This is a genomic window from Nocardia anaemiae NBRC 100462 (genome assembly GCF_001612725.1).
In the GTDB taxonomy this organism is placed as follows: Bacteria; Actinomycetota; Actinomycetes; order Mycobacteriales; family Mycobacteriaceae; genus Nocardia; species Nocardia anaemiae.
On sequence record NZ_BDAZ01000044.1, the window covers coordinates 108,076 to 132,285 of the forward strand.

General features: G+C 62.3%; 17 protein-coding genes and 1 pseudogene. 13 read left to right on the forward strand and 5 right to left on the reverse strand.

Features of this window, described 5'->3' with window-relative positions; all coding sequences use genetic code 11:
* Nucleotides 1–5: 5 nt before the first annotated feature.
* The 4 genes and pseudogenes from NA5_RS24455 to NA5_RS43515 all read left to right on the forward strand — a co-directional run bounded on the left by NA5_RS24455 (nt 6) and on the right by NA5_RS43515 (nt 6,259).
* On the forward strand, nt 6–3,584 hold the full coding sequence (locus tag NA5_RS24455; protein WP_062989961.1) for a transglycosylase SLT domain-containing protein: 3,579 nt from the start codon (nt 6–8) through the stop codon (nt 3,582–3,584).
* Nucleotides 3,581–4,510 (forward strand): hypothetical protein, encoded by a 930-nt coding sequence (locus NA5_RS24460; protein ID WP_157110609.1) that lies wholly within the window; start codon nt 3,581–3,583, stop codon nt 4,508–4,510. The genes NA5_RS24455 and NA5_RS24460 overlap by 4 nt, the downstream gene beginning before the upstream one ends.
* A 17-nt stretch (nt 4,511–4,527) precedes the next feature.
* Nucleotides 4,528–5,631, forward strand: a pseudogene (locus NA5_RS24465) (Gp37-like protein); the annotation flags it as partial.
* Between the two features lie 124 nt (nt 5,632–5,755).
* On the forward strand, nt 5,756–6,259 hold the full coding sequence (locus NA5_RS43515) for a Gp37-like protein (RefSeq protein WP_443093746.1): 504 nt from the start codon (nt 5,756–5,758) through the stop codon (nt 6,257–6,259).
* 202 nt (nt 6,260–6,461) lie between these two features.
* On the opposite strand, the gene NA5_RS24475 is transcribed toward NA5_RS43515, so the two are convergent.
* Together NA5_RS24475 and NA5_RS24480 are read right to left on the reverse strand one after the other, a co-directional pair.
* Complete coding sequence (locus tag NA5_RS24475) at nt 6,462–7,166, reverse strand: HNH endonuclease (RefSeq protein ID WP_157110612.1); 705 nt, start codon at nt 7,164–7,166, stop codon at nt 6,462–6,464.
* The gene (locus tag NA5_RS24480) at nt 7,163–8,500 is read right to left on the reverse strand and encodes an AAA family ATPase (RefSeq protein WP_062989971.1); all 1,338 of its coding nucleotides are present in this window, start codon (nt 8,498–8,500) and stop codon (nt 7,163–7,165) included. Before NA5_RS24480 ends, NA5_RS24475 begins: the two co-directional genes overlap by 4 nt.
* 308 nt (nt 8,501–8,808) lie before the next feature.
* Between NA5_RS24480 and NA5_RS38855 the strand changes: the two genes are divergently transcribed.
* The 5 genes from NA5_RS38855 (at nt 8,809) to NA5_RS24505 (ending at nt 11,924) form a co-directional block, all read left to right on the forward strand.
* Entirely contained in the window at nt 8,809–9,402 is a 594-nt protein-coding gene (locus NA5_RS38855) for a phage gene 29 protein family protein (RefSeq protein ID WP_157110613.1), read from the forward strand.
* A gap of 129 nt (nt 9,403–9,531) precedes the next feature.
* Nucleotides 9,532–10,482, forward strand: a complete 951-nt coding sequence (locus NA5_RS24490) for a glycoside hydrolase family 25 protein (RefSeq protein ID WP_063813553.1) — start codon at nt 9,532–9,534, stop codon at nt 10,480–10,482.
* A 3-nt stretch (nt 10,483–10,485) separates the two neighbouring features.
* Complete coding sequence (locus NA5_RS24495; protein WP_062989973.1) at nt 10,486–10,776, forward strand: hypothetical protein; 291 nt, start codon at nt 10,486–10,488, stop codon at nt 10,774–10,776.
* Between the two features lie 9 nt (nt 10,777–10,785).
* On the forward strand, nt 10,786–11,586 hold the full coding sequence (locus NA5_RS24500) for a hypothetical protein (protein WP_062989976.1): 801 nt from the start codon (nt 10,786–10,788) through the stop codon (nt 11,584–11,586).
* 11 nt (nt 11,587–11,597) lie between these two features.
* Nucleotides 11,598–11,924 carry an LtfC-like domain-containing protein gene (locus NA5_RS24505; protein ID WP_062989978.1) on the forward strand — a complete coding sequence of 109 codons (327 nt, stop codon included), beginning with the start codon at nt 11,598–11,600 and terminating at the stop codon, nt 11,922–11,924.
* A gap of 1,403 nt (nt 11,925–13,327) precedes the next feature.
* Here NA5_RS24505 and NA5_RS24510 read toward each other — a convergent pair.
* Entirely contained in the window at nt 13,328–15,871 is a 2,544-nt protein-coding gene (locus NA5_RS24510; protein ID WP_062989980.1) for a DEAD/DEAH box helicase, read from the reverse strand.
* Nucleotides 15,868–17,874, reverse strand: a complete 2,007-nt coding sequence (locus NA5_RS24515; protein WP_062989982.1) for a site-specific DNA-methyltransferase — start codon at nt 17,872–17,874, stop codon at nt 15,868–15,870. The genes NA5_RS24510 and NA5_RS24515 overlap by 4 nt, the downstream gene beginning before the upstream one ends.
* Nucleotides 17,875–18,293: 419 nt before the next feature.
* Here NA5_RS24515 and NA5_RS43275 point away from each other — a divergent pair, with 419 nt between their 5' ends.
* The 4 genes from NA5_RS43275 to NA5_RS24535 all read left to right on the forward strand — a co-directional run bounded on the left by NA5_RS43275 (nt 18,294) and on the right by NA5_RS24535 (nt 22,357).
* Entirely contained in the window at nt 18,294–18,728 is a 435-nt protein-coding gene (locus tag NA5_RS43275; protein WP_169811356.1) for an NYN domain-containing protein, read from the forward strand.
* Nucleotides 18,728–20,647, forward strand: coding sequence for a DUF262 domain-containing protein (locus NA5_RS24525; protein WP_062989986.1), 1,920 nt, complete (start codon nt 18,728–18,730; stop codon nt 20,645–20,647). The genes NA5_RS43275 and NA5_RS24525 overlap by 1 nt, the downstream gene beginning before the upstream one ends.
* Nucleotides 20,637–21,188 (forward strand): hypothetical protein, encoded by a 552-nt coding sequence (locus tag NA5_RS24530; RefSeq protein ID WP_157110614.1) that lies wholly within the window; start codon nt 20,637–20,639, stop codon nt 21,186–21,188. The genes NA5_RS24525 and NA5_RS24530 overlap by 11 nt, the downstream gene beginning before the upstream one ends.
* A 416-nt stretch (nt 21,189–21,604) precedes the next feature.
* Nucleotides 21,605–22,357, forward strand: coding sequence for a DUF5131 family protein (locus tag NA5_RS24535; protein ID WP_062989990.1), 753 nt, complete (start codon nt 21,605–21,607; stop codon nt 22,355–22,357).
* On the opposite strand, the gene tcmP is transcribed toward NA5_RS24535, so the two are convergent.
* Nucleotides 22,347–23,474 (reverse strand): three-Cys-motif partner protein TcmP, encoded by a 1,128-nt coding sequence (gene tcmP / locus NA5_RS24540; RefSeq protein WP_245672374.1) that lies wholly within the window; start codon nt 23,472–23,474, stop codon nt 22,347–22,349. The genes NA5_RS24535 and tcmP overlap by 11 nt on opposite strands.
* Between the last annotated feature and the right edge of the window lie 736 nt (nt 23,475–24,210).

Below are 24,210 nucleotides of genomic sequence, written 5' to 3' on the forward strand. Positions count from 1 at the left end.
AACCTGTGGCGCAGTCCTATTCCGCAGGCTCGGCCCGCCTGAGCGTCGTCCCGCAGCTGGCACGGGACTTCATCACCAGTCTGCGGACCCAGCTGCAACGCATCCGCGCCACCTTCGGTGTACAAGTGGTCCCGGATCTGGGCGGGTTCACCACCGAGCTGCGGACCCGGCTGTCACGGATGCGCAACCTCACCGTGAAGGTGCAGGTGGAACCGGATCTGACCGGGTTCGCCGCCCGCCTGAATACTGCGCTCGCGCCGTTCCGCAACCGGGTCATCCGCATCCGCATCGAGATCGACCAATCCCAACTGTTGCTGTTGCTGCAACTACTCGCGCAGCTGCGTGGCGCGACGGGACCGGCCGGAATGTCGATGGGACGGCTCGGCTCAGCGATGACCCTGGCATCGGCCGCCGCTGGCGCACTGAAGGTGGCGCTGCTCGGGCTGGTCCTGGGGTCGCTGTTCCCGCTGGTCGCGGTCGCCGCGCAAGCCGCAGGCACCCTCGGGTTACTGCCCGCTGCCGCGGCGGCCGCGGCAGCGGGGATCGCGACCATCGCTGTCGGTGTCTCGGGAGTCAAGGACGCCTTCGCCGCCGCGAAACAGATGTCGGAGACCGCGGGCCAAGACGCCGAAACCCGCACGAAGGCCATCGCCGCCGCCCAGCGCAGTGAGCAGCAAGCCACCAAAGCAGTCGAGACGGCCCGTAAGGCACTCAACAACGCCTACGGCGAAGCGTCGAAACGGTTGCGGGACTTGGAACTTCAAGCCCGCGGCGCCGCCCTCAACGAAGGCGACGCCCTGTTGTCGATCGCCGAAGCGCGTCGCGATCTGGCGCAGCTGCAATCAACCGATCCCCTTGAGTACGCGCGCGCCAACCAGCGCATCGCCGACGCCGAACAGACCCTGCTCGAGACGCGGGCGCGGCGCGCGGACATCGACGAACAACTCGCCGACGCCCAGGCCAAAGGTATCGAGGGCAGCGACGAAGTCGTGGCCGCGCGCGAACGCCTCACCGACGCCGAAACCCAACTCGCCGACGCCCAAACGGCGGTCACGGACGCTACCTCGCAAATGTCGTCTGCCACGCAGGCATTCGAGCGGGCGATGGCGAAACTGTCCCCGTCCGCACAAGATTTCGTCACCAAGATCCGCGGACTCGGCACAGCGTGGACCGGGTTCCGGATGGCGGTACAACAGCCACTATTCGATGGGCTCGGAGACTCGGTCGTCCACCTCGCCGATGCCCAACTGGGCCGTGTCCGTGACGGTCTGGCGGGCATCGCGACCGCGATCAACGCTGGCTTGCGTCGTGTCCTCGATGACCTGTCGACCCCGGCGACGGGGGACAAGCTCGCCAAGATTTTCGTCAACGCCGAGGCCGCGATCGGCCCTCTGATCGACGGCGTCAACGACCTGGTGCAGGGGCTGTTGTCGCTGGCTGGAGTCGGTTCGGAGTTCCTACCGGATGCGAGCAAGAGCTTCGCCGAGTCCATGGCGAGCTTCCGGGCCTGGGCGGAAAGCAGTGACGGGCAGCAGAAATTCCGGGACTTCCTCAAAGATTCCCTCGACGCCCTTGGGCGTGTTTGGGAGCTGGCGAAATCGATCGGCAAAGCCCTGGCCGGGCTCATCACCACCGCCGAGCCGTCGGGGGAGTCGATGATCGATTCCCTGGTGCGCAACCTCGACCGGTTCTCCACCTGGCTGAACTCACCCGAGGGCCGCCAAGCGATGAAGGATTTCTGGGAAGACGTCCGCACCACCGTCACCAACCTCGCCAGCCTCGCCGTCTTTATCGGACGCGCCGCCGAGAAGCTGTATGAGTTCTTGGACCTGATCCGAGACATCAGCGGCATCAACATCTTCCAGGGCGCACTGTTCACCCTGCTCGACAAACTCAGCCAGGTGCCCGAGGCATTCGACAAGATCCGCGAATGGCTCGCCGACCACCTCCCCGGCGCGCTATCGGGCGGCGCATCGAGCCTCACCGGTTTCGGTGACTCCCTGGATTCCCTGCGCACCCGGGTGTCGGAAATCGTCACTGGTATCGGGGATACCTGGGACGGGCTGCGCGAGAAGATGGCCACACCCATCAACTTCGTCATCGAGCACGTCGTGAACGGCGGCTTCCGCAACGCCTGGAACGCCATCCGCACGGTCATCCCAGTACTGCCGGAATGGACTACAGACGTACCACTCATCCAGGTCACCAAGCGTGCCACCGGTGGACCGGCCACGACCGAGGGCAGAGTTACCGGGCCGGGATCGCGGACCTCGGATTCGGTGCCCGCCTTGCTGTCTCGTGACGAGCACGTCTGGACCGGCGCCGAAGTCGACGCGGTCGGCGGCCACGCCGCGATGCTGCGACTACGTCGCTCCGCACTCGCCGGGCAGCTGCCGCGCTTGCGTGACGGCGGCAGCCTGTTCGGGTCGGTCGCCGACTGGGTGGGCGACCGGTTCGCCTCGGTCACCAGCGGATTACGCGACAAGATCGCGGAGCTGTTCCTCACTCCGGTTCAGGCCCTGGCCGATGCCGTCCCCGACTTCGGTGGCGGGATCGGGCAGCTACCGCGTGCGGTGATGCAGCAAGTCACCGACTCCGCCGCCCAGGTCATCGCCGGGCACTCCGCCAGCTTGCGCGCCGGGACCGGTGAACCGATCCCCGCGCTGCCGCCTGGAGAAAGTGTGCAGCGGTGGCGGGCGATGGCGATCGAAGCGCTCAAGAGGGAGGGATTCGATCCCGGCCAAGTCGACATCATGCTCTCCCAGATCCAGTCCGAATCCGGTGGCAACCCCGATATCGCCCAGCAGATCGTCGATATCAACGGCACCGGGGAATCCGCAGGCGTCGGGTTGTTGCAGATCATTCCGGGAACCTTTGCCGCACACCGAGACCCATCGCTTCCCGATGACCGCCGCGATCCGTTGGCGAACATGGTCGCCGCGCTGCGCTACTACAAATCCCGCTACGGCATGGACCTCTCGCAGATGTGGGGCCACGGCCACGGCTACGACACCGGCGGCATGTGGGAGCCCGGCACGCTGGGTTGGAACACCTCGGGCAAGCCCGAAGCCGTCCTCACCAACGAGGAATGGCGTTGGTTCCGTGAACTCATCGACTCCCTCGCCCTCCCGGTGCCGGGCCAACAACAGCCGGGATTGGCGGACCCTGCCCGCAAGGGCCTGGGACTGGATACGTGGGAATCGCTGGGGCAGAAAGCTTCCGATGCGTTCGCCAGCGCTGGCAAGAGCTTCCTCGATAGCCAGGTCGATGACGCGCTGTCGGTGATCGGCGCTCCGAACCTGCTGAATTCGGATCGGGTCCGTGCGCTGGAGGACTACCAGCGTGCTTATGAGGTGTTCGAGGCCACCAAGGCCGCCCGCACAGCGGGGGCCGCCGACTACCAGTCGCTGATGAACCAGGTCGCGCCGCCACCTGCACCGACCCTCACCCCGGCCGCGGCGCCGGTATCGAACATCGACAACTCCACCCACATCACCGTGCAGACCCGCGACGTGGACGAAGGGTACCGGCGCGCCTTGCAGATTGCGGACCTGCGCGCGCTGCAGCACACGGCCAGGAGGTGACATCGGTTGTGGTGCACCCGGATTCAGTAATGGTCGAGGTCTTCGGGGTCGACGACTCGCACTGGATCATCAACGGCCCTGAGGCCGACCGTGACGTTATCACCCTGGCCACCAGCCCCAAGGGCATCAACGACGCCCCGGTCACCACCAGCTACAAGTCGTCGGTCTATCAGCGTGGCGCGACGTATCAGGGCAAACGCTATCTCAAGCGGGATATCACCTTCGCGGTGAACATCCATGGCACCGATCCCGAGGAATGGGAGCAACGCGATTCGGCGTGGCGCAACGCCTGGGACTACGAACTCGATGCCTGGGATCCCGACGCCACGCTGACGAAAATGCAGATCAGCACCGACCGCTCCACCCGCTGGCTCTGGCTGGCCCTGGATAAGAGCATCGAGTTCGAATCCGAGCGTGACCCGCACCTGCTTCGGAAATCGGTGGTGCCGATGGCCGTTACGGCCGCGCAGCCGATGTGGGAAGAACCCATCAAGGTCACCTCCTGGGAAACCGGGGAAGGGACGAGCGAAGGGTTCATCGAGGTCTCCAACCCCACCGATGTCGAGATGGCGCAGAAGTGGGTGCTCACCCGCGGGCGCTGGCGGGTCCCGGACGTGTCCTGGCGCGGCAAGAAGTACCGGCGCGCACCCGCCGGGCCCTACGCCAACCGCATGATCACCCTGCCGATGCTCGGCGATCGCGAAGGCGGAGCCCGCATCGACCTGGACCCCGCACGGCTGTACGTGCGAGACCTGGGCGGCACCAACCTCGTCGGCCGCCTCGGCGGGCTGCACTTCATGCACCGCATCCCGCCACGCACCCCACCCACCTTGCTGCCGATCAGCGTCGAAGACGCCCCGGCCGGTGGTGCGCGGGCTGAGTTGCGTCAGCCGCGGTTGTGGAGCCGGGCGTGGGGGCTGCGGTGAGCGTCGACCTCGACGCCATGAGCCTCGCGCAGCAGTGCGAGGCCATCTGGGAAGCCACCCTCGCCGCGGAACGCGCCGACGACCTCGAACGCCAGTCGCGGCCGCTGGTGCGGCTGTGGGACGGGCACTGGCGGTTGGCCGGGGTCGTGTGCTCGGAATACCGCGCCGAGTTCACCTGGGTCGACAACGACACCGGCACCGCCCTGCTCGAAATACCCCTCGATGACCCACTCGCGAAATGGGTGTGGCGCACCCGCGCCCGCGTCGAGGCCGGTGAAGGCCGCAACATCCACATCACCTGCGACAAGACCGGTGCCCGCTGGTCCGGACGCCTACACGACCACTCCATCGAACGACGCGCCGACGGCACCCAAGTCCTCACGCTGCGGTTCGTCCACGATTTTCAGCACCTCAAGCACTACCTGATCTGGTCAAACCCCTTCTTCGACGCCTCAGTCCAGATCCCCAGATCCTTCGGCCCCGTCCCCGGTCCAGCACGGTGGGCGTTGAAACTGCCGCTGTTTTTGAACGTTTTGCGTGAGCAGGTGCAGCAGCACGGCTGGCAGCTACCCGACGATCCCCTAGATCCGGCCTCCTGGCTGGGTGCGGTCGGACTGGACATGTCGCAGTGGTCGGTCGTCGTCGCCCCGACCAGCTTCGCCGAAGACCTCGCCGCCGGAACCCTGTGGGCGACACCGCATTCGCGGTTCAAGTACTGGCACGACATGGCCCGCGACATCCTCGAAGACGCAGAACTATCAGTACGGTGCCGCCGCTGGCTCGAAGGCGACCCACCCCCATGGCCCGGAGCACCCCAACTGCGCCACGGGGTCCTCGTCATCGACATCATCAACACCTCGGGCTATTACAGCGACACCAGCAACGGAGGCAACCCCTTCGACGGCCTCGCGCGCACTGTCGCCAAGTTCAGCGAAGACTTCATCGACAGCATCGAAGAACCCATCACTGACCCGGTCATTCCCGCCGACTACCTGATCCCCGGAATGCGCCGCACGCAGGTGAGCACGCCGTTCGCGGTGTACTTCGACGGCCCCGACACCGGTATCGAAACCTCCAAGTTCACCGAGACCGCTTCCACCGCAGTGCAAGTCGTGACCGGAGGGTCCTCGATGCCGGGGGTTGTGGGTGCCCCACCCCACAGCTGGGGTGGGGCACCCATAACCCGAACATGCCGACGAAACCATCTCCGCCGGAGTCCAAATGGCCGGCGACCTCGTCGCCGCCATGATCGGCGTCCCACCAGTCGGCGGAGCCACCGACGCCATGCTCCGCCCCCTCTACCAAGGAACACTGCTCGCCTGGCACGCAGTCAAATCAGCGGCACGAGAACGCAACTCAGGCTGGTCCCGGTTCTTCGAGTACATGGCCGACTCACCCGGCCGTGCCTACACAATCGCCGCGATGATGGCCCTACGTAAAGGCTTCCACGACACCAGATCCTGGTTCTCCCACGAAATCACTGTCCGCGACGGCGCACCCTACGTCATCGGCGAGACCGGGCACTGGTTCCTCGGCGACCGCGTCGGCGCCACCGCCCCCGGCGATGACACCTACACCATCCGCATCGACCGCGTCCGCGAACTCACCCTCGCCTGGGACCGCGACCAATTTCCCGAATGGAAACCCATCATCGGCGACCCCACCAACAACCGCGACCGCGGCCAACGCACCCTCGACATCGTCACCGACCTCGTCTCAGGCGTCCACGAACTCGGAGTGCTTGCCTGACAGCATCATCCGATCGCCTACGACCACTGTGTGCTGACCAGTCTTCAATCTGATCCAACCGCGAACAACTCCCCATACCCAAGCCGCGACTGACCAATGAACGGTATGCGGCCGCTACAGTGCGTTTGCAGTGGGCGTCAGAGCCTTTATGCGGTCTAGGTTCTATCTCTTAATTGGCTGATCTAGGACCGATTGAACAACCCTATGGTAGTAATTCGCGGTATTTCTCGACAATTTCCCGCACGTCTTCGGGGACCGTCCGGGTCCGGTCTCCTATAGCAAGTACCTTGGCCAGCCAGTATCGGACGCCCTGGAAAGGGAATCGCGCGCAGGTTTCCAGGATTTCCGTGCGGGACGTCGCGGCGGATTTCTCGTAGTCCCGGATTAGTGCGCACAGAGCGATCCACGCGGTTCGGCGTCCGCGGACACAGACATCGCGATTCAGTCCGTATACGTCGATGGATGTCTCGCCGATGTCGTCGAGGCCGACATAGAAGCCCGTGGTCAGCGAGAGCGCTAGGTGGCGGAACGGGTCGGTGCTAGTCGGATTGATCAGAAGTTCCCGACCCTCGCGCACGGGGAAGCGGTTCCGTTTGTGGTTGCTGTTGCAGCGCGAGCACGCGAGAATATAGTTCTCCCACGTGAAAGACGACTCGGGATAGGTCGCCTTCGGGCGAAAATGATCGATATCAGTGCCCTGGCTGTCCTCACAGTACATACAACGCTCCAGACCCGAGCACATGTCTCGCAGAACGCGCAGAACTTCCTCTCGGGCATTTCCTGCAAAACTGCGCCAGGAAGCTGTCGCCGCCTTGACCGGATCGGCCGCGGCATCGACCCGCTCTTGTCGGCCACGCAGGGTACGCTTCGTTCGCGACGACAATTCGTCACGGGTAATAAGGATCACCTGTCGTTGCGCCGTTCATGCATCATAAGCAGCTGTATCGCGCGGTCGGACTGACTGGTGGGCACCTTGGACCGCAACTCGTCGAGAGTCTCCCGCTCCCCAGGCGTCAGTTCACGCGTCAGCGCGGCCGCTTCGATCACGGCCAGCTGCTGCCGCGAATCGCGTGCCGATTCGGACAGCACACTGTCCAATCCGAACAGATCGGTCAGCACGGCTTCGTCGACACTACCGTTCACGACCCGGTTGAAGTCCTCACCCTTGAGTATCTCCGCCCCCGAGTCGTCCTCCCATGCAGGCGACAGGCGGACCAGTCCGCCCTCATCGGCAGCCTGGCAGATGAAGGGACTATGCGTTGTAACGAGAAACTGCATCTTCGGGAAATGATCCTTCAGCCAGAACCCGATTCGTTTCTGCCATTCGATATGCAGGTGGACATCGATTTCATCGATCAGGACCACCCCCTCGTGCAGCACTCTGACATGCCCGTCCGGACCCTCGTCTATTGCGACAGAATCGAAGGCCGACACCAGCTGCTTGATCAGATCGAGGACCAGGCCGGCGACAGTCCGATAGCCGTCGCTGAGTGACGCCAGCGCAAGGGCCCGACCCTCGGGGGTGCGCACCCATAGCCCCTCCGAATCGACCTTCTCGACGCGCATTCCCTCAGGCAGCAATCCGTCGTCCAGCAGTTTCAGGACGAGTTGTTCAGTGGCCTCCGCCTCCGGGCGCCCTTCAAGGCGACGGAGATAGATCTGCTGAAGCCACACAACCGATTCCGACAGCGACGCATCCTCGCGAAACAGACTTGCCAGAGCGGCCGGGCGGCCAGGCGACATCATCAGCCGTTGCGCCTCAGTCGGTGCGGGAGACAGCCGCCGGAAGGGCCCATATCCTGCGGTGAACCACCCACGCGGATTCTCGGCCCAGGGGCCACGCGCGGGCGTCCAGTTCCCCCCGACCACGGCCCTCGTCACAGTCGGTTCGGGTCCGTCGGCCCGCTCCCATTCCATCGCAGCCCACGGATCGAAGGTGGGTTTGCGGCCGGCGGCGAATCCGTCCTCGTCGCCAAAGCGAAGCTTCACTGCGGCACGGGCTTGCGATTCACCATCGCGAATCCAGCCCCGGAAAGTCTCGGCCAGAAGCCTAGCTACGGACGGTCCCGCAATCGCCAGCGCGATTGCCTGCAGAAACGTCGATTTTCCAGAACCGTTACGACCCGCGATAACGATCCAGCGCGGCAGGGTGCCGTCCTTCCGCGCGAAAGCGAGCGAGGCTGCGCTTCTGCCGGAGGGAAATCCGCGAATGCCCTCGAGCTTTATCTCGACGATGTGCACCCGCAGAGCCTACTAAAGCGTTCACATCGAGCGCTGGTGTCGACGGCGGTGTTCGCCCCGTCGACTGGTCCGGTGATGGAGGCATGCGGTCACGATGGGCCGGTCACTGACTACCTTGGCTGGCCCCTTGACCGACCTTATTTGCCGCCGTCGCCAATCGTCCGCCACTGGGCATTACAGGAAATCAGGGTGACTCCGGCTCTCGCGGTGCCGAACAAGTCGCGGCGCGGTGGCGTTGGGATCGATCGCCCCCATCGAATGGCAGGGGTCCACACATCCGCAGCGAACCGAGGTCGGGTGATGTACCGGTGTCTTCCGACGGACAGTTCCCTACCCGAGACAACTGCGACCCCACCGACCCCGAAGAAGCCTTCCTCTGGATGCTCGTCGGACTACCCGGATTGAAAGGCGCGCCGCTACTGCTGCCGATCCAGCACCTGCGGCAGGTCTCACGCCGGTTATGGGACTGTGGCGCACGCCCCGTCGAAGATCCGGTCATCAAATACCGGCCACCGCGTGCGGGTGACCCACACTGGCTGGCTTCGCCCGGCACCTGGGCCGACATCGATGATCCCGACCCCGAAGACGTTTTCGACATCCGACAGTTCGTTGCCGAACTCCCACTGCGCCAACGGCAGCAACTGGCGGCCGCGCTCGGGTTGACCGGCACGGTCGCAGACGAGCCGCCCGCCCCGATGCTGCCGGTCACCACCGCAGTATCTAACGAGGCATTGGCGTCCAACGATCCACCGCCGCTGTTCGATCCGACCCGCCGTGGCGTCAAAGCCGTCCTGGCCTACCTGCGCCGCGCCACCCCCGACGAACGCGACCGAGTATTGGCCATCGAACGCCACTTCGGCAAAGCCCGCCCAGTGATCCTGTCGCGCTACCAGCACACCTGACGCGGCATCGAAAAATCCTGTGCACCAGCCCGATTCGGATACGTGCCGAGTGCCGTTCAGCTGGCTCTGTGGTCCTCGATCCCGCCGCTGCCCTCCGGCGCGGCGCCTCCATCACCGGAAGGAATCGCAATGACGGAATTCGGTATCGATGTCAGCAACCACCAGAACACATTCGACTTCGCGCTCGCGGCGGCCGGAGGTATGAGCTTCGCCACCCACAAAATCTGCGAAGGCAACTGGCCGGATCCGTTGTGGCCCCGAGCCCGCGAACAGATGGCCACCCACTTCCAGTTCTGGGGCGGCTACATCTACTGCCGCCTCGACACCGCGCAGACAGTCGAAGCCGACGCCGCCCTTACCTACGTCGGCGATACCGACGTGCCGATCCAGATCGACTACGAAGACCTCAAAGGCACACCCAGTATCGAAGACCTCCTCGCCCGCGTCGACGCCTTGACCGCACGAGGCTTCAAGTTGTTGCCGATCTATTTGCCGCGCTGGTACTGGCGCGACCACATGGGCTCACCCGACCTCACCGAATTGCCGGTGCCGATCTGGAACTCCTCCTACGTCAACGGCACCGGAACCCCCGCCCAGCTCTACCCCGGAGACGACCACCCCGGATGGAAACCAATGGGCGGCAAAGACATCGCCATCCTCCAGTTCTCCTCCACCGCCACCATCGGCGGCCAACTCATCGACGTCAACGCCATCCGCGGTGGGCGAGACCAGCTCGCTCACCTGTTCAGGAAGGAACCCGACATGCAACTCACCGACATGATCACCAACAAAGACGGCAACGAAGTCACCGTCGCCGAACTACTGGCCAGCATCGACCTACACGCCTCCTGGGTCGTCGACCAACTCGCCGGACCCGACTCCCGCCACCAGCCCGGCCCCGACCTGACCCCCACCGGATGGACCCAGCTCGACGGCAAGTCGATGGTCGACTCGGTCGCGTCCGCACACGACAAGATTGACGGCGTCACCGCCGAGCTCGGCGAGATCCAGGACAAGATCCAGACCGTCCTCGAACGCCTCGACACCGACCCGTCTGCCGGGCGTCACCGCAAGCAGTAACCGATGGAATGGCTGACCGCCGACCTCATCCAAGCCCTCGGCGTAGCGGTCGCCACGGTGATCGGTGCCGTGACCGCCCGCCAAGCCGGGGAGCTCCGCAAACTCCGTACCCGCGTCACCGAGCTCGAACGCCAATCCCGCAGCGACGGTGAACGTTTCCGTGACGCGCTGCGGTTGATCCGGCAGCTGCTGCGCCACAGCGATGAGGTCACCTCCCAGCTGCGCCAACATGTGCCCGGCGTGGAACCACCTGATACCCCGGCGATTCCGGCATGGCTCGAAAACGAACTGTGACCACGACCGGTGACCACACCGAACAAGCCGACCCCCGAGGGTTCCTGGAACCTCGGGGCGTTCCGGCGTTACCAAGACCAAACACCCGAAGACGCCAAAGCCGCCATCCGCTCCGGAGTCATCGGAGCGTTCACCGGCGCACAAGACACCCACCGCCGCGAAGTCCGCCAACCCATCCAACAACGACCCACCTACGACGAAATCCCCACCGACATCCCACTGTGGGCCAACCTCACCGCCACCGACGACACCACCTTCCCCCTCGCCCTGCTCGCCCGCCAACCCGACAGCAACGGCGTACTCAACGAACCACCGTTCTACCAACCCGCCACCGGCGCAATCGAAATCGGGATGATCCGCGCCATCCGTGACCGTGAATACCGGCAAGTCGGGCTCATCATCGGCCCGGCCGGATGGTCGTTCGTCAACAACGCTTTCGTCGCCATCTACAGCCTCGACCCCAACAGCGGTGACCTGATACTGATCTGGGACAGCGGCGACATCAAAACCGTCCTCAACGCCGCCTCCACCCAATACCGCTTCGACATCCCCACCATCAACGCCCGCCAAGGCGACATCTACGGCGTCGGATTCCTCACCAACTACATCGGCCTCAGCGGCTACAAACTCGCCACCGTCGCCCGCTGGGTCATCAACCAGCCCTGGGGAACTCAACCCGGCCACCCCTACTACTGGAGCCGCGGCCTCGACGGCGGCGGCAACGGCCCCGGCTACGGAGCCCCACCACCATTCATCAGCGCCACCAACTGCGGCACCAACCATTGGTGGCCCTGGTTCCTCCTCGGATAGGAGCACCGCCGATGCCCGAATACCTCGGATACCGGCCGAACCGGTACACGCTCGTGCTCAGCCGAGGTGCAGCGTTCACCCAACGGTTCGAGCCCATCGGAGCGGTGTTGCCGAATGGCACGATGTCCTGGATCGACGTCTACGACACCGACGACGAGCTTCTCACCACATGGCACGCGACGACGATCGTTCCCGTCGCGGTCGAGTACCTAATCGAGCCCCACCACGTCGACGGTATCGGCTCCCGAACCCGAGCGAGCTACGACCTCTACCTCAAGTACCCCGATACCCGGTTGCCTTACTGCTGGTTTTGCGGACCCGTCGTTCGCGAGCAATGACTGGTTCCGCTGACACGCGCTGGTCGTTTTGTCCTCGATGGAGCCTCTGGGCTACCGGACGAGCTATGCAGATGCCTGTGCGAAACGAAAGTCCAGGTCAGGCCGAATGTAGAAGGTAGGCGTTTTCTCATAGTGGGTGCTATAGGCACCGAGCCTTTAGGCTGCCCATATGACTGAAAATCTTATGGGTATGCATCGACGGGGCGATAAAGTCTACTTCCAATGGCCTGATACAGGCCATTGAGTTACAGGCCGAGTCATAGCGGGCGAGACCGAAACGACCCGCGTTTGCGCCAGTACTCCGTGCGTGGTTCCCGTCAACTGGAGTTTTCGATGGCTCCCAGTCGGCACACCAACCTAATTGGCTGTGCCGCGCGACGAAATTCATTTCGTAGAAGCTGACCGAGTGTGGACCCCCACTCTGTGAGCCCGTTTCTGGAGCCGGACCAGTATCGCTTTCTGGGCGAACCGCCAACTCTTGTTCGCCGGTTTCGCCCCAGCCACTTCGGCGACTATATGTCCGCGAACGTACTATATGCCCGATGACCCAGTGTGGGCCTGGGAAACAATCTGGCTTCGAGCCGTCGTTGTGGGCTCGTCGCGGTGTTGGGTGAACGTCTGCATTCTCGACGAGTACCGAGATGAAAAGGGGGCGTCCGATCTAAGGGGTATCACCCTCCCTATGTGTGGCCCGTGATCTGCGACTACCCGGCGCCTATACGGCATTCTTCACCGGAATCGCGCATAATTCGACCAGCCTGGGATCGCATTTGCGGAACGGCCAGGGCGCTTCGATAGGTCGCCATATGGAGTCGTGGCTTCGATGAGAGGAATCCAGCGAGGTACTGATCCAGCAAGTGCGGGGGAGAGCTCTTGCTTGCGAACTAAACCTGCTTGAACAGGCTTCACAACAGACCCGGAGAACTAAATGAGCACAGCGAATAGCCCGATCCGATCAGCGCGTGCGTGTGCACCGCGGTCGCCCCTGGCGCGGAGTTCGCCGCCATTCGTTCGAATTCTGCTAGTTGGGTGCCCTGGTCTTCCGATTGTTATGGCTGTCCCACCGGTTGCGCCGATCGCAGCAGGCTTCGGTTCGGTGCGTCACCGCGGGCACTGACAACCTCATCTCAACCACACTTGACCTCAGACTCGTTGTTGCGAACCGGAGTAACAGGCTTCACCTGCGCCAATGTGGTGGTGAAGTCCACGGCTACTAAATCTTCGGCAGAATCCGGCCGAATGCATTGCAGTGCAACAGAATTGGTGTGGCGTAAACACCCAAGCAGCAGCGGGTTCACCAGCCAGACCGAGCAAGGCCGAAGCGCTGGAACGGCAGCCTGGCCAGCATGGACACGTTCACCCAACCGCCTCAGCAGTGAAAACGCGTCCCAGCCGTGACCAGATTATGGGTAGTCCATCCCCTCACCCTCAAATACTGCCTCGACCAGGCTCTTGTTGGTGGCAACACCAATTTTGTCTGCAATGTCGTTGGCGGTGAGGTCCAGCGCCCGCAGCTTGTCACCAACCTTGATGACCGCAAGGCATCGTCGAACTCGGTCGCAGTGGTCCTGTGCATACCGGGCCAGCGCCGCCCATTTGGCAGACGTGTCAGCAAGATCGTGTCGATGCGGGTCGACGATATCCATGACATAGTCGCTGTCGCCGTCGTCATGCCAGAACAAGAAGTCGGGGTGCATGAGTTGGTGCTTGTCCCCGAATTCGTAGGGAACGGCGAGTGCGTTGCGCCCTGACGACGGGTTCCGATACCACCCGACAACCGTCTTGGCGTCGAGTTCCGCCTCCAGCACGGCTTCCTCCCACGACGATCGCGAAGTGTCGACTGGGAATCGGCCAGCGTTGGGCCTGCCTTCTGGGATCACATAGAGGTGGTCCGTGTACGTCCTGACCGTCTCAGTCGTGTTGCCTTTGATCTTCTCGGTCGATGCCGGATAGGCCTCGCGAGCTTCGACGGTGGTCGGGTGCATCGGTGAGGTGCCGAGGTACCACAGAGGCTCTATCAGATCACGCACCGGCCGCGGCATGCGCGATACGGCCGAGCGATGCTGGTCGCGCCAAGCTTCGATCAGTTCGGCCGCCTGCTCCTCCACGAGGCTCTTGAATCCAAGCTGCGCCATAGCTGTGACCCGTACACCCGCGTCTACTTCGTCGTAATCCCGGTCACACAGGTCGTTGTAATACCAGGCTGCCGAACCATCTGGAAGCAGTCGCACAGCTCGGTTGTAATAGCCATCCAGGTCCCGCTCGGAGGTAGGCGCTTCCTCTTCTCCGACGCTGAGCATGATCGCCGCGCCATAGTTGACCACCGTAGTGCCGACGGTCAGTGCCAGGATGTCCTTGACCTTGGCGTCGATCTCCTCTTTGCGCTGACTGTCAGCGGCCCGCATCTGGTCAACGACCCAAGCACGGGCCTTGCTGGACGCGCTCGGCACGAGGCCATGCTCGTTGAGAGCCGCTGCCAGACGCATCAACTGCGCTGTTCGGGTCGAGAACGTTGCTTTCGGACGCGTGAAGGACGGAAGCGTGTCGAGCAGGTCAAAGAGTGTGCCCGGAACCTTCGTGGAGCGACCACAGATTTCGGGCGTGATCATTATCTCGACCTTGACGTTCTCGTCCTCGGTGAGCGCGTTGACGACGCGGACAACGTGCTCGGTTCTGAAGCCCGGAAGGTACGCAACGACCTCGTTGAGGCGATCGTCGCCTCCATCGACACGTTTCGCGAGCGGTGTCCGAACCAGTCGACCGATCAGCTGGGCGATCTCGGTGTAGGACTCCTTTCCCTGGAAGGACACCAGCACCTCGGCGCGTGGACAATCCCAGCCGGTCGTTAAAGCCGACTTGAACAGGATCACGCGAGCCCGATCGTCGGCGGAAATTGCCTCCGGTGGCAGGTAGCGCACCTGTCGGTCGCCGACCTTCAGCGGTCCGTGAGGGTCGCCGAACGCATGGGCGACGGCATAGTCCGTGAGCTCTGGCCAGGTCGTTTCGACGACGGAGAGAATCTCGGCCAATCGCGACTGGGTCACTTTTGGTTCAACCTGTACCACCAGCAGCGGCTCCACCAACCGGTCGCCCGTATTCTGATGATGAGTGCGCCAGGCGTGGTCGGCTGCCTTCAAATCCTGAACCGCGAGACCGAGCATCGTGTTGTCTGCCGACTGCGATTCTGCAATGTTTCGAAGTAGAATTCGGTCTTTGAGTAGACCTGACTCCCTGACATCGCCTGGCGGTACCTCAGCCAGCCGAATTGTCCGCCCTGCGGCCGACATTGCCGACTGGAACCGGTCCGGTGTTGCAGAGATTCCAAGCACTACCGGGGCGGCTGGCTGAACAGTGCCGATGTTGGTCAGGCCGCCGCTAACGATGGTTCCCGCGATGGACTTTCGCTCTGTCTTGGTAGTGCCTGATCCGCGGTGCGCTTCGTCCCAGATGACGAGGAAGTCTGCACCCCGGTCCTTGATCGTATTGGCGATCATGTCCCAGGCGCCGAAGGTGCGCTTGTCATTCTTGGTGCCGTCTGCCCGCACCGCATGCAGGGTCGAATTCTTCTGCAGCGCCTGGATGTGCACGAAGTAGATGTAGCCGGGTTCGAGCGTCCGCTCATCGGTCTCACTGAGAAACCGCACCCGGTTGGCATCGATCCGGCCGCCAGACGCCTGTAGTATCTTGCCGATCGTCTGGGCGTTCAGCGCCCGATCATCCGTCAGCCACAGCACCGTCAGGTCGGGATTCGGCTCGCGAGTCGGTGTGCCGAAGTATAGATCTTCGAGGACCGCGGTGGCGATCACCGTCTTGCCTGCGCCAGTCGGTGCCGTCAATCCGACCGCGGTCAGTTCACCGTCCTCGACATAGCCGGCGCGGGCTTTCGCGAGGGATGACATGACTCCATCGACGGCCCTACTCTGGTAGTCCTCGAGCGTGAACTTCACCGGGCTCCCCCATCGATGTTGATGGTGTAATTCGACAAGTAGTCCGTATACAGCTGCACCGTGTCGATGCCGACCGGGAGTTGCTCTACAGCTGCCTGGTACTCCGCTGGGGAGTCGGTGATGACGAACAAAACCTGCGGCACCGCAGTAGTCGTGGCTGCCTCAGCGACCGCAGAAGCAAACGGCTTCAGAGCGTCGACCGAGAACAGCACGCCGTACGACTCAGTCAGCGCCCAACCATCCTCGGGTATTGCCGCGATCCGGTCACCCTGTGCGCCGCCTTCGAGCCACATCAGCGGAGCAACTGCCGCATACTCCGAGCCGCGCCGCACCCGGCCTGGGTCGAGGTAGGTCAAGTTGAAGAACTCAACGTTCGCCGCTAAGCCGTCGGAGTACGACGAACCGTCGGGGCGCTTGCCGGTCGCTACCGTGGAGATGCGAGGGCGGCAGACGTGCTCAAAGACGCCTTTCGCCTCCCACTCCCGGTCGCCCGGGTGGTGCCCGGCCGCGCGCAGGCCCTTCGCTTCCTTAGCGCCCACCTCGTTATTGGTCACGACAATCGACTGGCGAGTGCCCCCGTCCTCGTCGTTCAGACACATGACAGCCTCCGCGGTTGTCCCCGAACCGGCGAAAAAGTCGACGATAACGGCATTTGAGGGCGCTGCGATTCCAATCCAGCGCATGAGGACTTCGTGATCCTTTGGGTTCGGAAATCTGACTTCCCCAAGAATTGATTTCAGATGCGCCCTCGACGCTCGCCTGTCTCGCTCGAAAACCGAGCTTACTGTTTCCTCGGTCTGTTCGTCGAGATAGCGCTTGAAATATGCAGTTGCGGAGTGGTCCGCGCCGAACAAAACTCGGTCTTCGGAAATTAGTCGGCCCATAACCTCCGGACTGTATCGCCATCCATTGGGATGCATCTTTACCGGAACATCGGTAATGGGATGGGGCACGCTGTACCGCAGATTCTCGCGCGGATTTGGGCTACTTAGGTCGCCGGCAAAGTAGACGCGGCCAGATGAATCTATTGCGTTATAGCGAGCGACGCCGTCTGCAAGTTTTGATTTATTTTCGCGGAGCCAGGAACGGAAGTTGGTCGTTGCCAATTGGTAGTCATGTCCCGACTCCGCCCACGCCCGCTCGGCTGCTGCGAGCGCATCGTCCACTCCCGGCTTTCTGTCGAACCACCGCACTCCAGCTGCGGCTAGGGAGGACTCGTCTCGAGCGTAGACGAGCATGTAATCGGCACCATTTGAAACATAGCGGGAATCATTCTTTCGGCCGCCTTGCCAAACCACATCTGAAAGGAAGTTCTGAGGCTCAAATACCTGATCAAAAAGCATTCGGAGACGATGGTGTTCGTCGTCGCCGATGGCTGCAATTATTACGCCGGTCGGCTTCAGAAGGTCACGGGCGATGAGAAGCCGACGTTCCAGGAATGACAGCCACTTCGAGGATTTGGCGCGGTCGTTTTGGTCGACATACCGGTCGTTGTATATCCAGCCGTCGTTACCTGTGTTGTATGGCGGGTCAATGTAGATCAGGTCGACCTTGGCGCGGTGGGTCGAGCGAAGTGCCTGGAGGGCGTGGAAGTTCTCGCCGTTGATGACGATGTGCCACGGAGCCTCGGCAGGGCCGCGTTGGATCCTTTCAACGGATGCCAAGCCCGGATAGATCGGTTCACCGAACTCGCGGACCACCACGAGATCGTTCACGGGCCGCTCGCCGCCATCTCCGTCGAGGATCGCGACCGCGCGGGTGTTGTTGGTGAACCCGAGGACAGTCCATGTCGCGATGGTGGATTCGTCTCGGAGGGTTACTCGGATTCCCTTACGGATTGGGTAGTCGGCCAATCGTACGGACTCGGGCAGATGACGGTCGAAGACCAGTCCAAAGCGGCGCGAACCGCGTAGCAGCTCGACCTCGCGGGCCAGTCGGCTTCGGAGAGAGTCGTCCCCGACTTGGCCGATCAGCTGATCGAGAATGTTGGTCTCATCCGCCACGTGGTACCACCCCTCCGCGCACTACTCAGCCCGCTCGGCCGACTCCAGAGCAGACTATCGGGCACAGTCAATTCGGCCACCTTCGGCCATACAGTCTCTCTCGCCAGCGAATTCTGTACTGGCAAAATGTAGCCAGGCCAGCCGGTGATGACGCGATCCGACAGGCTCCGTGACGCACTCTCCGCGAACTACACTCAGGGATCAACACCACCAGCCTGGGGGCGGACCATGAGGCGTGATTTGGCGAGGTACGGACGTGACGAACGACGCTGTTGCCGTCTTCCTGGACTTCGAGAACCTTGTGCTCCGGGCTAATCGAAACGGACTGGGTGACAAGGCGATGCCGTCATCTACTTTGCGATTGCTTTGTCGAGGGTTCGGCAACGCGTCGGTCCGTCGGGCGTATGCGGATTGGCGCGATGAGCGATTGGGCAGTGCGAGCGGGTATACGTGAGAACGGCATCGACCTAATCCAGCTCGGCCGGTTCCCGTCGGGCAGCCACAAGAACGCTGTGGACATGCGGCTGGCGGTCGACGCCACGGAGACCCTGATCGCCCCCGCGGGCATCGGAATCTTCGTGCTGTTGACAGGCAACAGCGACTTCACCTCACTGGTGCAGACGCTGCGCGATTTCGGAAAGCACGTCATCAGCATCAGCGATATAACGACGAGTGCCCGGCTGGTGTCGTTTGCTGCGAGTACAAGTTCTGCGAGACCGTCCTCCGTCAGGCTGAGCCGAGCCAGCCCACCGGACCGCCTGTATATCTCCACACGATGTCCCTCAGGGGGCCCGGTCATCGTCCTATGCTGGGCACACCCGGTGGGCATGGTTGGGATGAGGAGTTCGGCCTGATGAAAGCGGATGCGCTAGCACCAAAAGCGTTGTTCGACAGTGCGGTTCACTACGAGATACCGGTCTTTCAGCGACCTTACGTGTGGTCGGAGGAGGATCAGTGGGCACCGTTGTGGCAGGACGTGCTTCGCGTAGTCGATAAGGTCTTGGTCGCAGGTGATGACCAAGACGCCTTGGATGCGATTAGCGGGCATTTCCTCGGTGCGATCGTCTTCAAGTCGAAGCCCGCCAGCACTGGTGATGTCACACGGCATTCGGTGATCGACGGCCAGCAGCGAACGACGACGCTGCAGGTGCTACTTGATGCGGCGCAGAAGGTGCTGGCGGATCTGGGGTACGAGGACGAGGGTGAGGCACTGGCGGAGTTGACTGTCAACTCCGCCAAGAGGTTTCGCAACAAGCCCGAGCAATTCAAGCTGCGCCCGTCCCGCTCGGATCGTGATGCTTTCTCTGCGGTCATGTCCGGTGCGGACGTCGGCGCCTATGACGATCACCGCGTCGTCGAAGCACATCGCTTCTTCAGCAACGAGATCCACATCTGGATCGCTGGCGTGCGCGATGACAGTGACCAAGACCTGGTGGGGACGCAGTCCGAGCGGGTACAGGCACTCACGGATGTCCTGCAATTTCGTCTTCTCGTCGTAGCGATAAACCTGTCTGGCCATGACGACGATCAGCTGATCTTCGAGACGCTCAACGACCGTGGCACTCCACTGCTCAAAGCTGACCTGATCAAGAACTGGATCTTCCAACGGGGCGAGCAGTTGCACGCCGATGTGAATACATGGCCGGACCGGTTCTGGCTGGAATTCGATGACGACTGGTGGCGTGAAGAGATTGCGCAGGGGCGGCACCTGCGTTCGCGGATTGACGTGTTCTTGCAATATTGGTTGACGATGCGGACTCGCGACGAGATCTTGGTCGATGAGACGTTCCGTCGCTTCACCGAGTACGTCGATACGCAGATGGCCACCGTGGAGTCTGCCGAGGAACTGCTCACTCAGCTGCAGCGTGACGCAGAGCAGTTTCGGTCGTTGGCCGAGATGCCGACCTCGACCGTGGTCGGCCAGTTCTATCGGCGGGTCATCCAAGAGTTCGAACTCGCCGCCACCACGCCACTTCTGATGTGGTTGCTCTCCGACAATCACCGTATTCCCGACGAACAAGTCGAGCTGGCGCTCACTGCGTTGGAGAGCTGGGTGATTCGCCGGACCCTACTTCGCTACACCAGCAGCGACGTCAACCGCCTGATGGTCTCCACTCTCGGCATCGTCGAGGGAGTTCCGCCCCAAGAAGTTGGCACCCTAGTGTCGCGCTACCTTTCAGCGCAGACGGCGGAGACTAGGCGCTGGCCAACCGATGAGGAGCTTCGGCAAGCACTTCCCGGTCTTCGCATGTACGGCAATATCCGACAAGCAAGGTTGCGGGTCGTCCTCGAAGGCGTCGAACACCTGCTCCGCACAGAACGTCACGAAAGAATCAGCATCGACAATGCGTTGCAGATTGAACACGTGATGCCAAAAGCCTGGCGCAAGTTCTGGGATGGCCAACCACCCCTCGACGACAAGGCCGCAGGTGCTCGCGACCGGTTGGTCAACACGCTCGGCAACCTAACCTTGGTCACCCAGAAGCTCAACGGGTCGCTGTCGCACCGTCCATGGACCGACGAGCAGGCAATGCAAGTGGCTCCAACTGGCAAAGAGGCGGGCATGGGTAAGCACTCGCTTCTGAGCAAGTTCAGCGTTCTGGTCCTGAACAAGGAACTGCTCGATGCACATCCAGATGCTTGGACCGAAGCCGACATCTTCAATCGGTCCGCGCACCTCACCGAGATGATCTGCCAGGCTTGGCCAGGCCCACAGCATTTTTGGCCCGCCGAAACAGCCGAACTCTTCCGTGGCGGCAGTGGTGTCCAGTAACAACAAAAAGCACCTGATCGGCAACGCTCACGGGGACCGGGTTTCCCTGTTCCACGACGGCCGCGTCAAGATCTGGTCGACAACACATCTATGGATAGTCGGGCACCGGGAACGACCCACCGCGCTCGGCGAAATGGTTCGAATCAGAATTGGTGAACAGCTCGATGTGCCAGGGCCAACGCGCGGCCAGCAACGCCCTGACTTCGAGATCGCGACCAATCCCGCACTCACGCATGAGCTAGCTGCAACCGTCGGCGCTGACAATGGCACCTTCGTGCAGTTCTTTCATGATGGCACGATCATTGTGGGGAACGACGGACGGGACATCCGTGAACTGCTCAATGCAGGTCGACGCGCCAACCCGACACGAGGACAGAACGGCGTAGGCGGATCAGTCATGCTCGTCTTCGGCGGGAGTTACCGCCCCCGACAACTTCGCCCGTCGGACTACCCGCTGCTGCCGATATCGGAAGATCACCCGCCTAGTCCTCTGAGGCTTTACCCGGACGAGTTCAAGATCGAATCACCCGAGTTCGATTGAGATAGCCAGCGTCGATCGGTCTACGATGACGTCTCATCATTCCGCCACTTGCACGAAGGAATCCCCATGGCGTGAAGGCTGGTCAACTTCAGCTGCTCAATGGTCTTCCGGTAGCAGTCCTGGCGCGGACCGACAGCGCCCCGGACGAGTTCACTACGGTCGATCGCGACTACTCAACACGATGAGATTCTGTCAACGGCAATCGGAAAACCGCTATCCATCAGCGGAAATGGGCCAGGGTGGACTACTCTCAAAACTCGAACACAATTTCGAATGACTCGGCTGGTGGGCAATTTGTCGGGACCTCGTTGGGGTCACAGGCGTCAGGTGCCGTCGTCGCACTTCGAGATCGCGGTCAACCACTACACAGCGTCGTTACGAAGGTACTGTCAAGACCAATTCGAGAGGGAGGTGTCATGGCGGACAAGTCGAGTATCGAATGGACCGAGGCGACATGGAACCCAGTCACCGGGTGCGATCGCGTCTCACTCGGGTGTGACCACTGCTACGCGATGACTCTGGCGAAGCGACTGAAGTCGATGGGCGCGGACAAGTATCAGAACGATGGCGATCCTCGCACTTCCGGACCAGGCTTCGGAGTCACGATCCACCCAGCAGCGCTTGATATTCCGCTGCGCTGGCGTAGCCCCCGCGTGGTGTTCGTCAACAGCATGTCCGACCTATTCCATGCGAAGGTACCGATCAGCTTCATCCGCGACGTATTCGACGTGATGAGGGAGACTCCTCAGCACACCTATCAGGTGCTCACCAAACGATCGCTGCGGTTGAAACGCCTTGCCGAGCAATTGGAGTGGCCTCGCAACGTCTGGATGGGGGTTTCGGTCGAGAACGCCGATTATCTGGATCGAGTCGACCATCTGAGAAGTGTGCCCGCGGCCGTACGGTTCTTGTCGTGCGAGCCCCTGCTTGGCTCACTTGATGGGCTGGTGCTCGATGGCATCGGGTGGGTGATCGCTGGCGGTGAGTCCGGCGTGGGTCACCGCCCGGTAGATCCGGTGTGGGTGCGTGGTATTCGCGACGCCTGCGATGAGGCCAACGTGCCGTTCTTCTTCAAGCAGTGGGGCGGGCGGACACCGAAAGCGATGGGCCGGGAACTCGACGGCCGACTCTGGGACAGCATGCCAGCCATGTCTACGGTTATTGCCTAGGTCCGATCACCCAGTTGCGCAACTGGTTCGCGGTCGCGTCAAGGGTGATCAGCCCCTGCTTGTCGAGTTCGCGCGCAGCTCTACGAACCAGCTTCTCCTGCGCCACACCGTAATAGGATCCGAACACTTCCGTCGTATGTTGGACCAGCTGCGCACGGTTGTGATGATCGGCCAGATTAAGAAGATTTGCCTTGATCGCCTGCAGCCCGGCCTCCTGCTCGGTTCTGATCTGGTAGTCGACACCGACATCGAAGAGCATCTCGGCTCGCTCCGAGTCAGAGGGCCCGAGGACTTCGAGCCATTTCTGCCGTGCTGTAGCCACAGCATCGCCGAAGACCCATAGCCCGTAATCACTCCTGGTCAGAAACACTAAGTGGTAGATCGGCTGATGATGCTGTTGTCGCCGAACTGGAACGACAACCGAATGCATTTGAGCTGTCGTACCAAGCAGTGTGGCGTACCCCTGAACGACTGCTTCAGCGGCCGCCTCCCAGGACTCCTCCCCGGAGGCAACACGCGCTTCCATTGCCCGCTGACGCCACCAATCCCCGCCGCACATCGTGTCGACATGTCCGAGCACCGCATGACTGCTCAGCTCTTCCTTTATGGCAACACCTGCGGCTCGACGGGTCAGATCAGCACTGATGTTCAACAGCGCCTCCGTCGGTGGCCACTTGGACCGACGCTTTCTCAGTGCCTGAACCAGCACCTCAAAAGGGACGTTGCGGCCACAGGGGTCAAGGAATAGGAACAACGGCACGCCTGCCGCCCGATTCACCACATCGTCGAGATGTTGCTCGACCTGTCCATGGTGGGCGTCAGCAACTACTCCACGGGCACAGTACTCGGCAGTCACCTGCGTGAGGTTTTCGTACGACGGGCGATACTTCTCAACGAGAACGACTTCAACCGACAGCGTGCTCCTCGCCTTCTGCGCCGCCAGGAGCATGTACTCAGCCGAGGCGGGCTTGCCGTCTGGGTACCGACCGCGGCCGGCGAACCCGTCAAGGAGGACAACTCGGTTCTGTTCCCCAAGACGGATTCCGGCCTGTGGTCGACTCCCCGTCATCCTCACGAAGGGTGTGATGTAACTGTCGAGGATCTGGTGCTTGAACACCGATTGCGCTCGCACCTTGTCCAACAAGCCCGACGACGTTCCTGCTGACACCCCAGCCCCCTCGCGCACAAGCTGCGACGACGCACAGGGCGTCCCCGGTTTCCGCTTCAACGATAGCGACGAGCCGCATCCTTTGTATTGAGTACGGCATGATCGCGCGCCGTTCTGTCGGCGCCGAAAGTTTCCGAATGGATGTCAGGATCGAGTCAACACGACCAATCGCCCAGCACATCATCGACTTGGTCGTCGAAGAGGGATGGGCCAACTCGGCCTACTACGCCCCGACATACGGCTGGCGTGATGCGAGAGGCGCCTACCACCAACGTCGGCGGGGGACCTTGATGTAGCGGACCGGGATCTCGGACGGGTTGAGTGGTCGGTCCACGATGGGGCGTGTGTTGAGCGTCATTGGGGATGCCGATCACGGTGGCGCGAGGCGTCATTGAGGTTGCCGATGGGGTGGTCGGCACCTTGGGGGGATTGATCGGGAATCGTCTGCACCGTCAGGGTGACGAGCACTGTTGGTGCACGACATCCCGGCGGATGGTCTTGGCGGGCCTGCCGGGGATGCCGTGCGTAGTGCGAGAGGCACTGATGGTCACGGTAGAGGTCGATCAGGTTTGCGTCGAGGCCCGTCTGGTGGCGGGTGAGATCTGTTGTCCGGCTTGCGGTACTGGCGTGCTGGCCCGGTGGGGCTGGGCGCGGACGCGGCGGGTCGCGCCGACGGGTGAGCGGG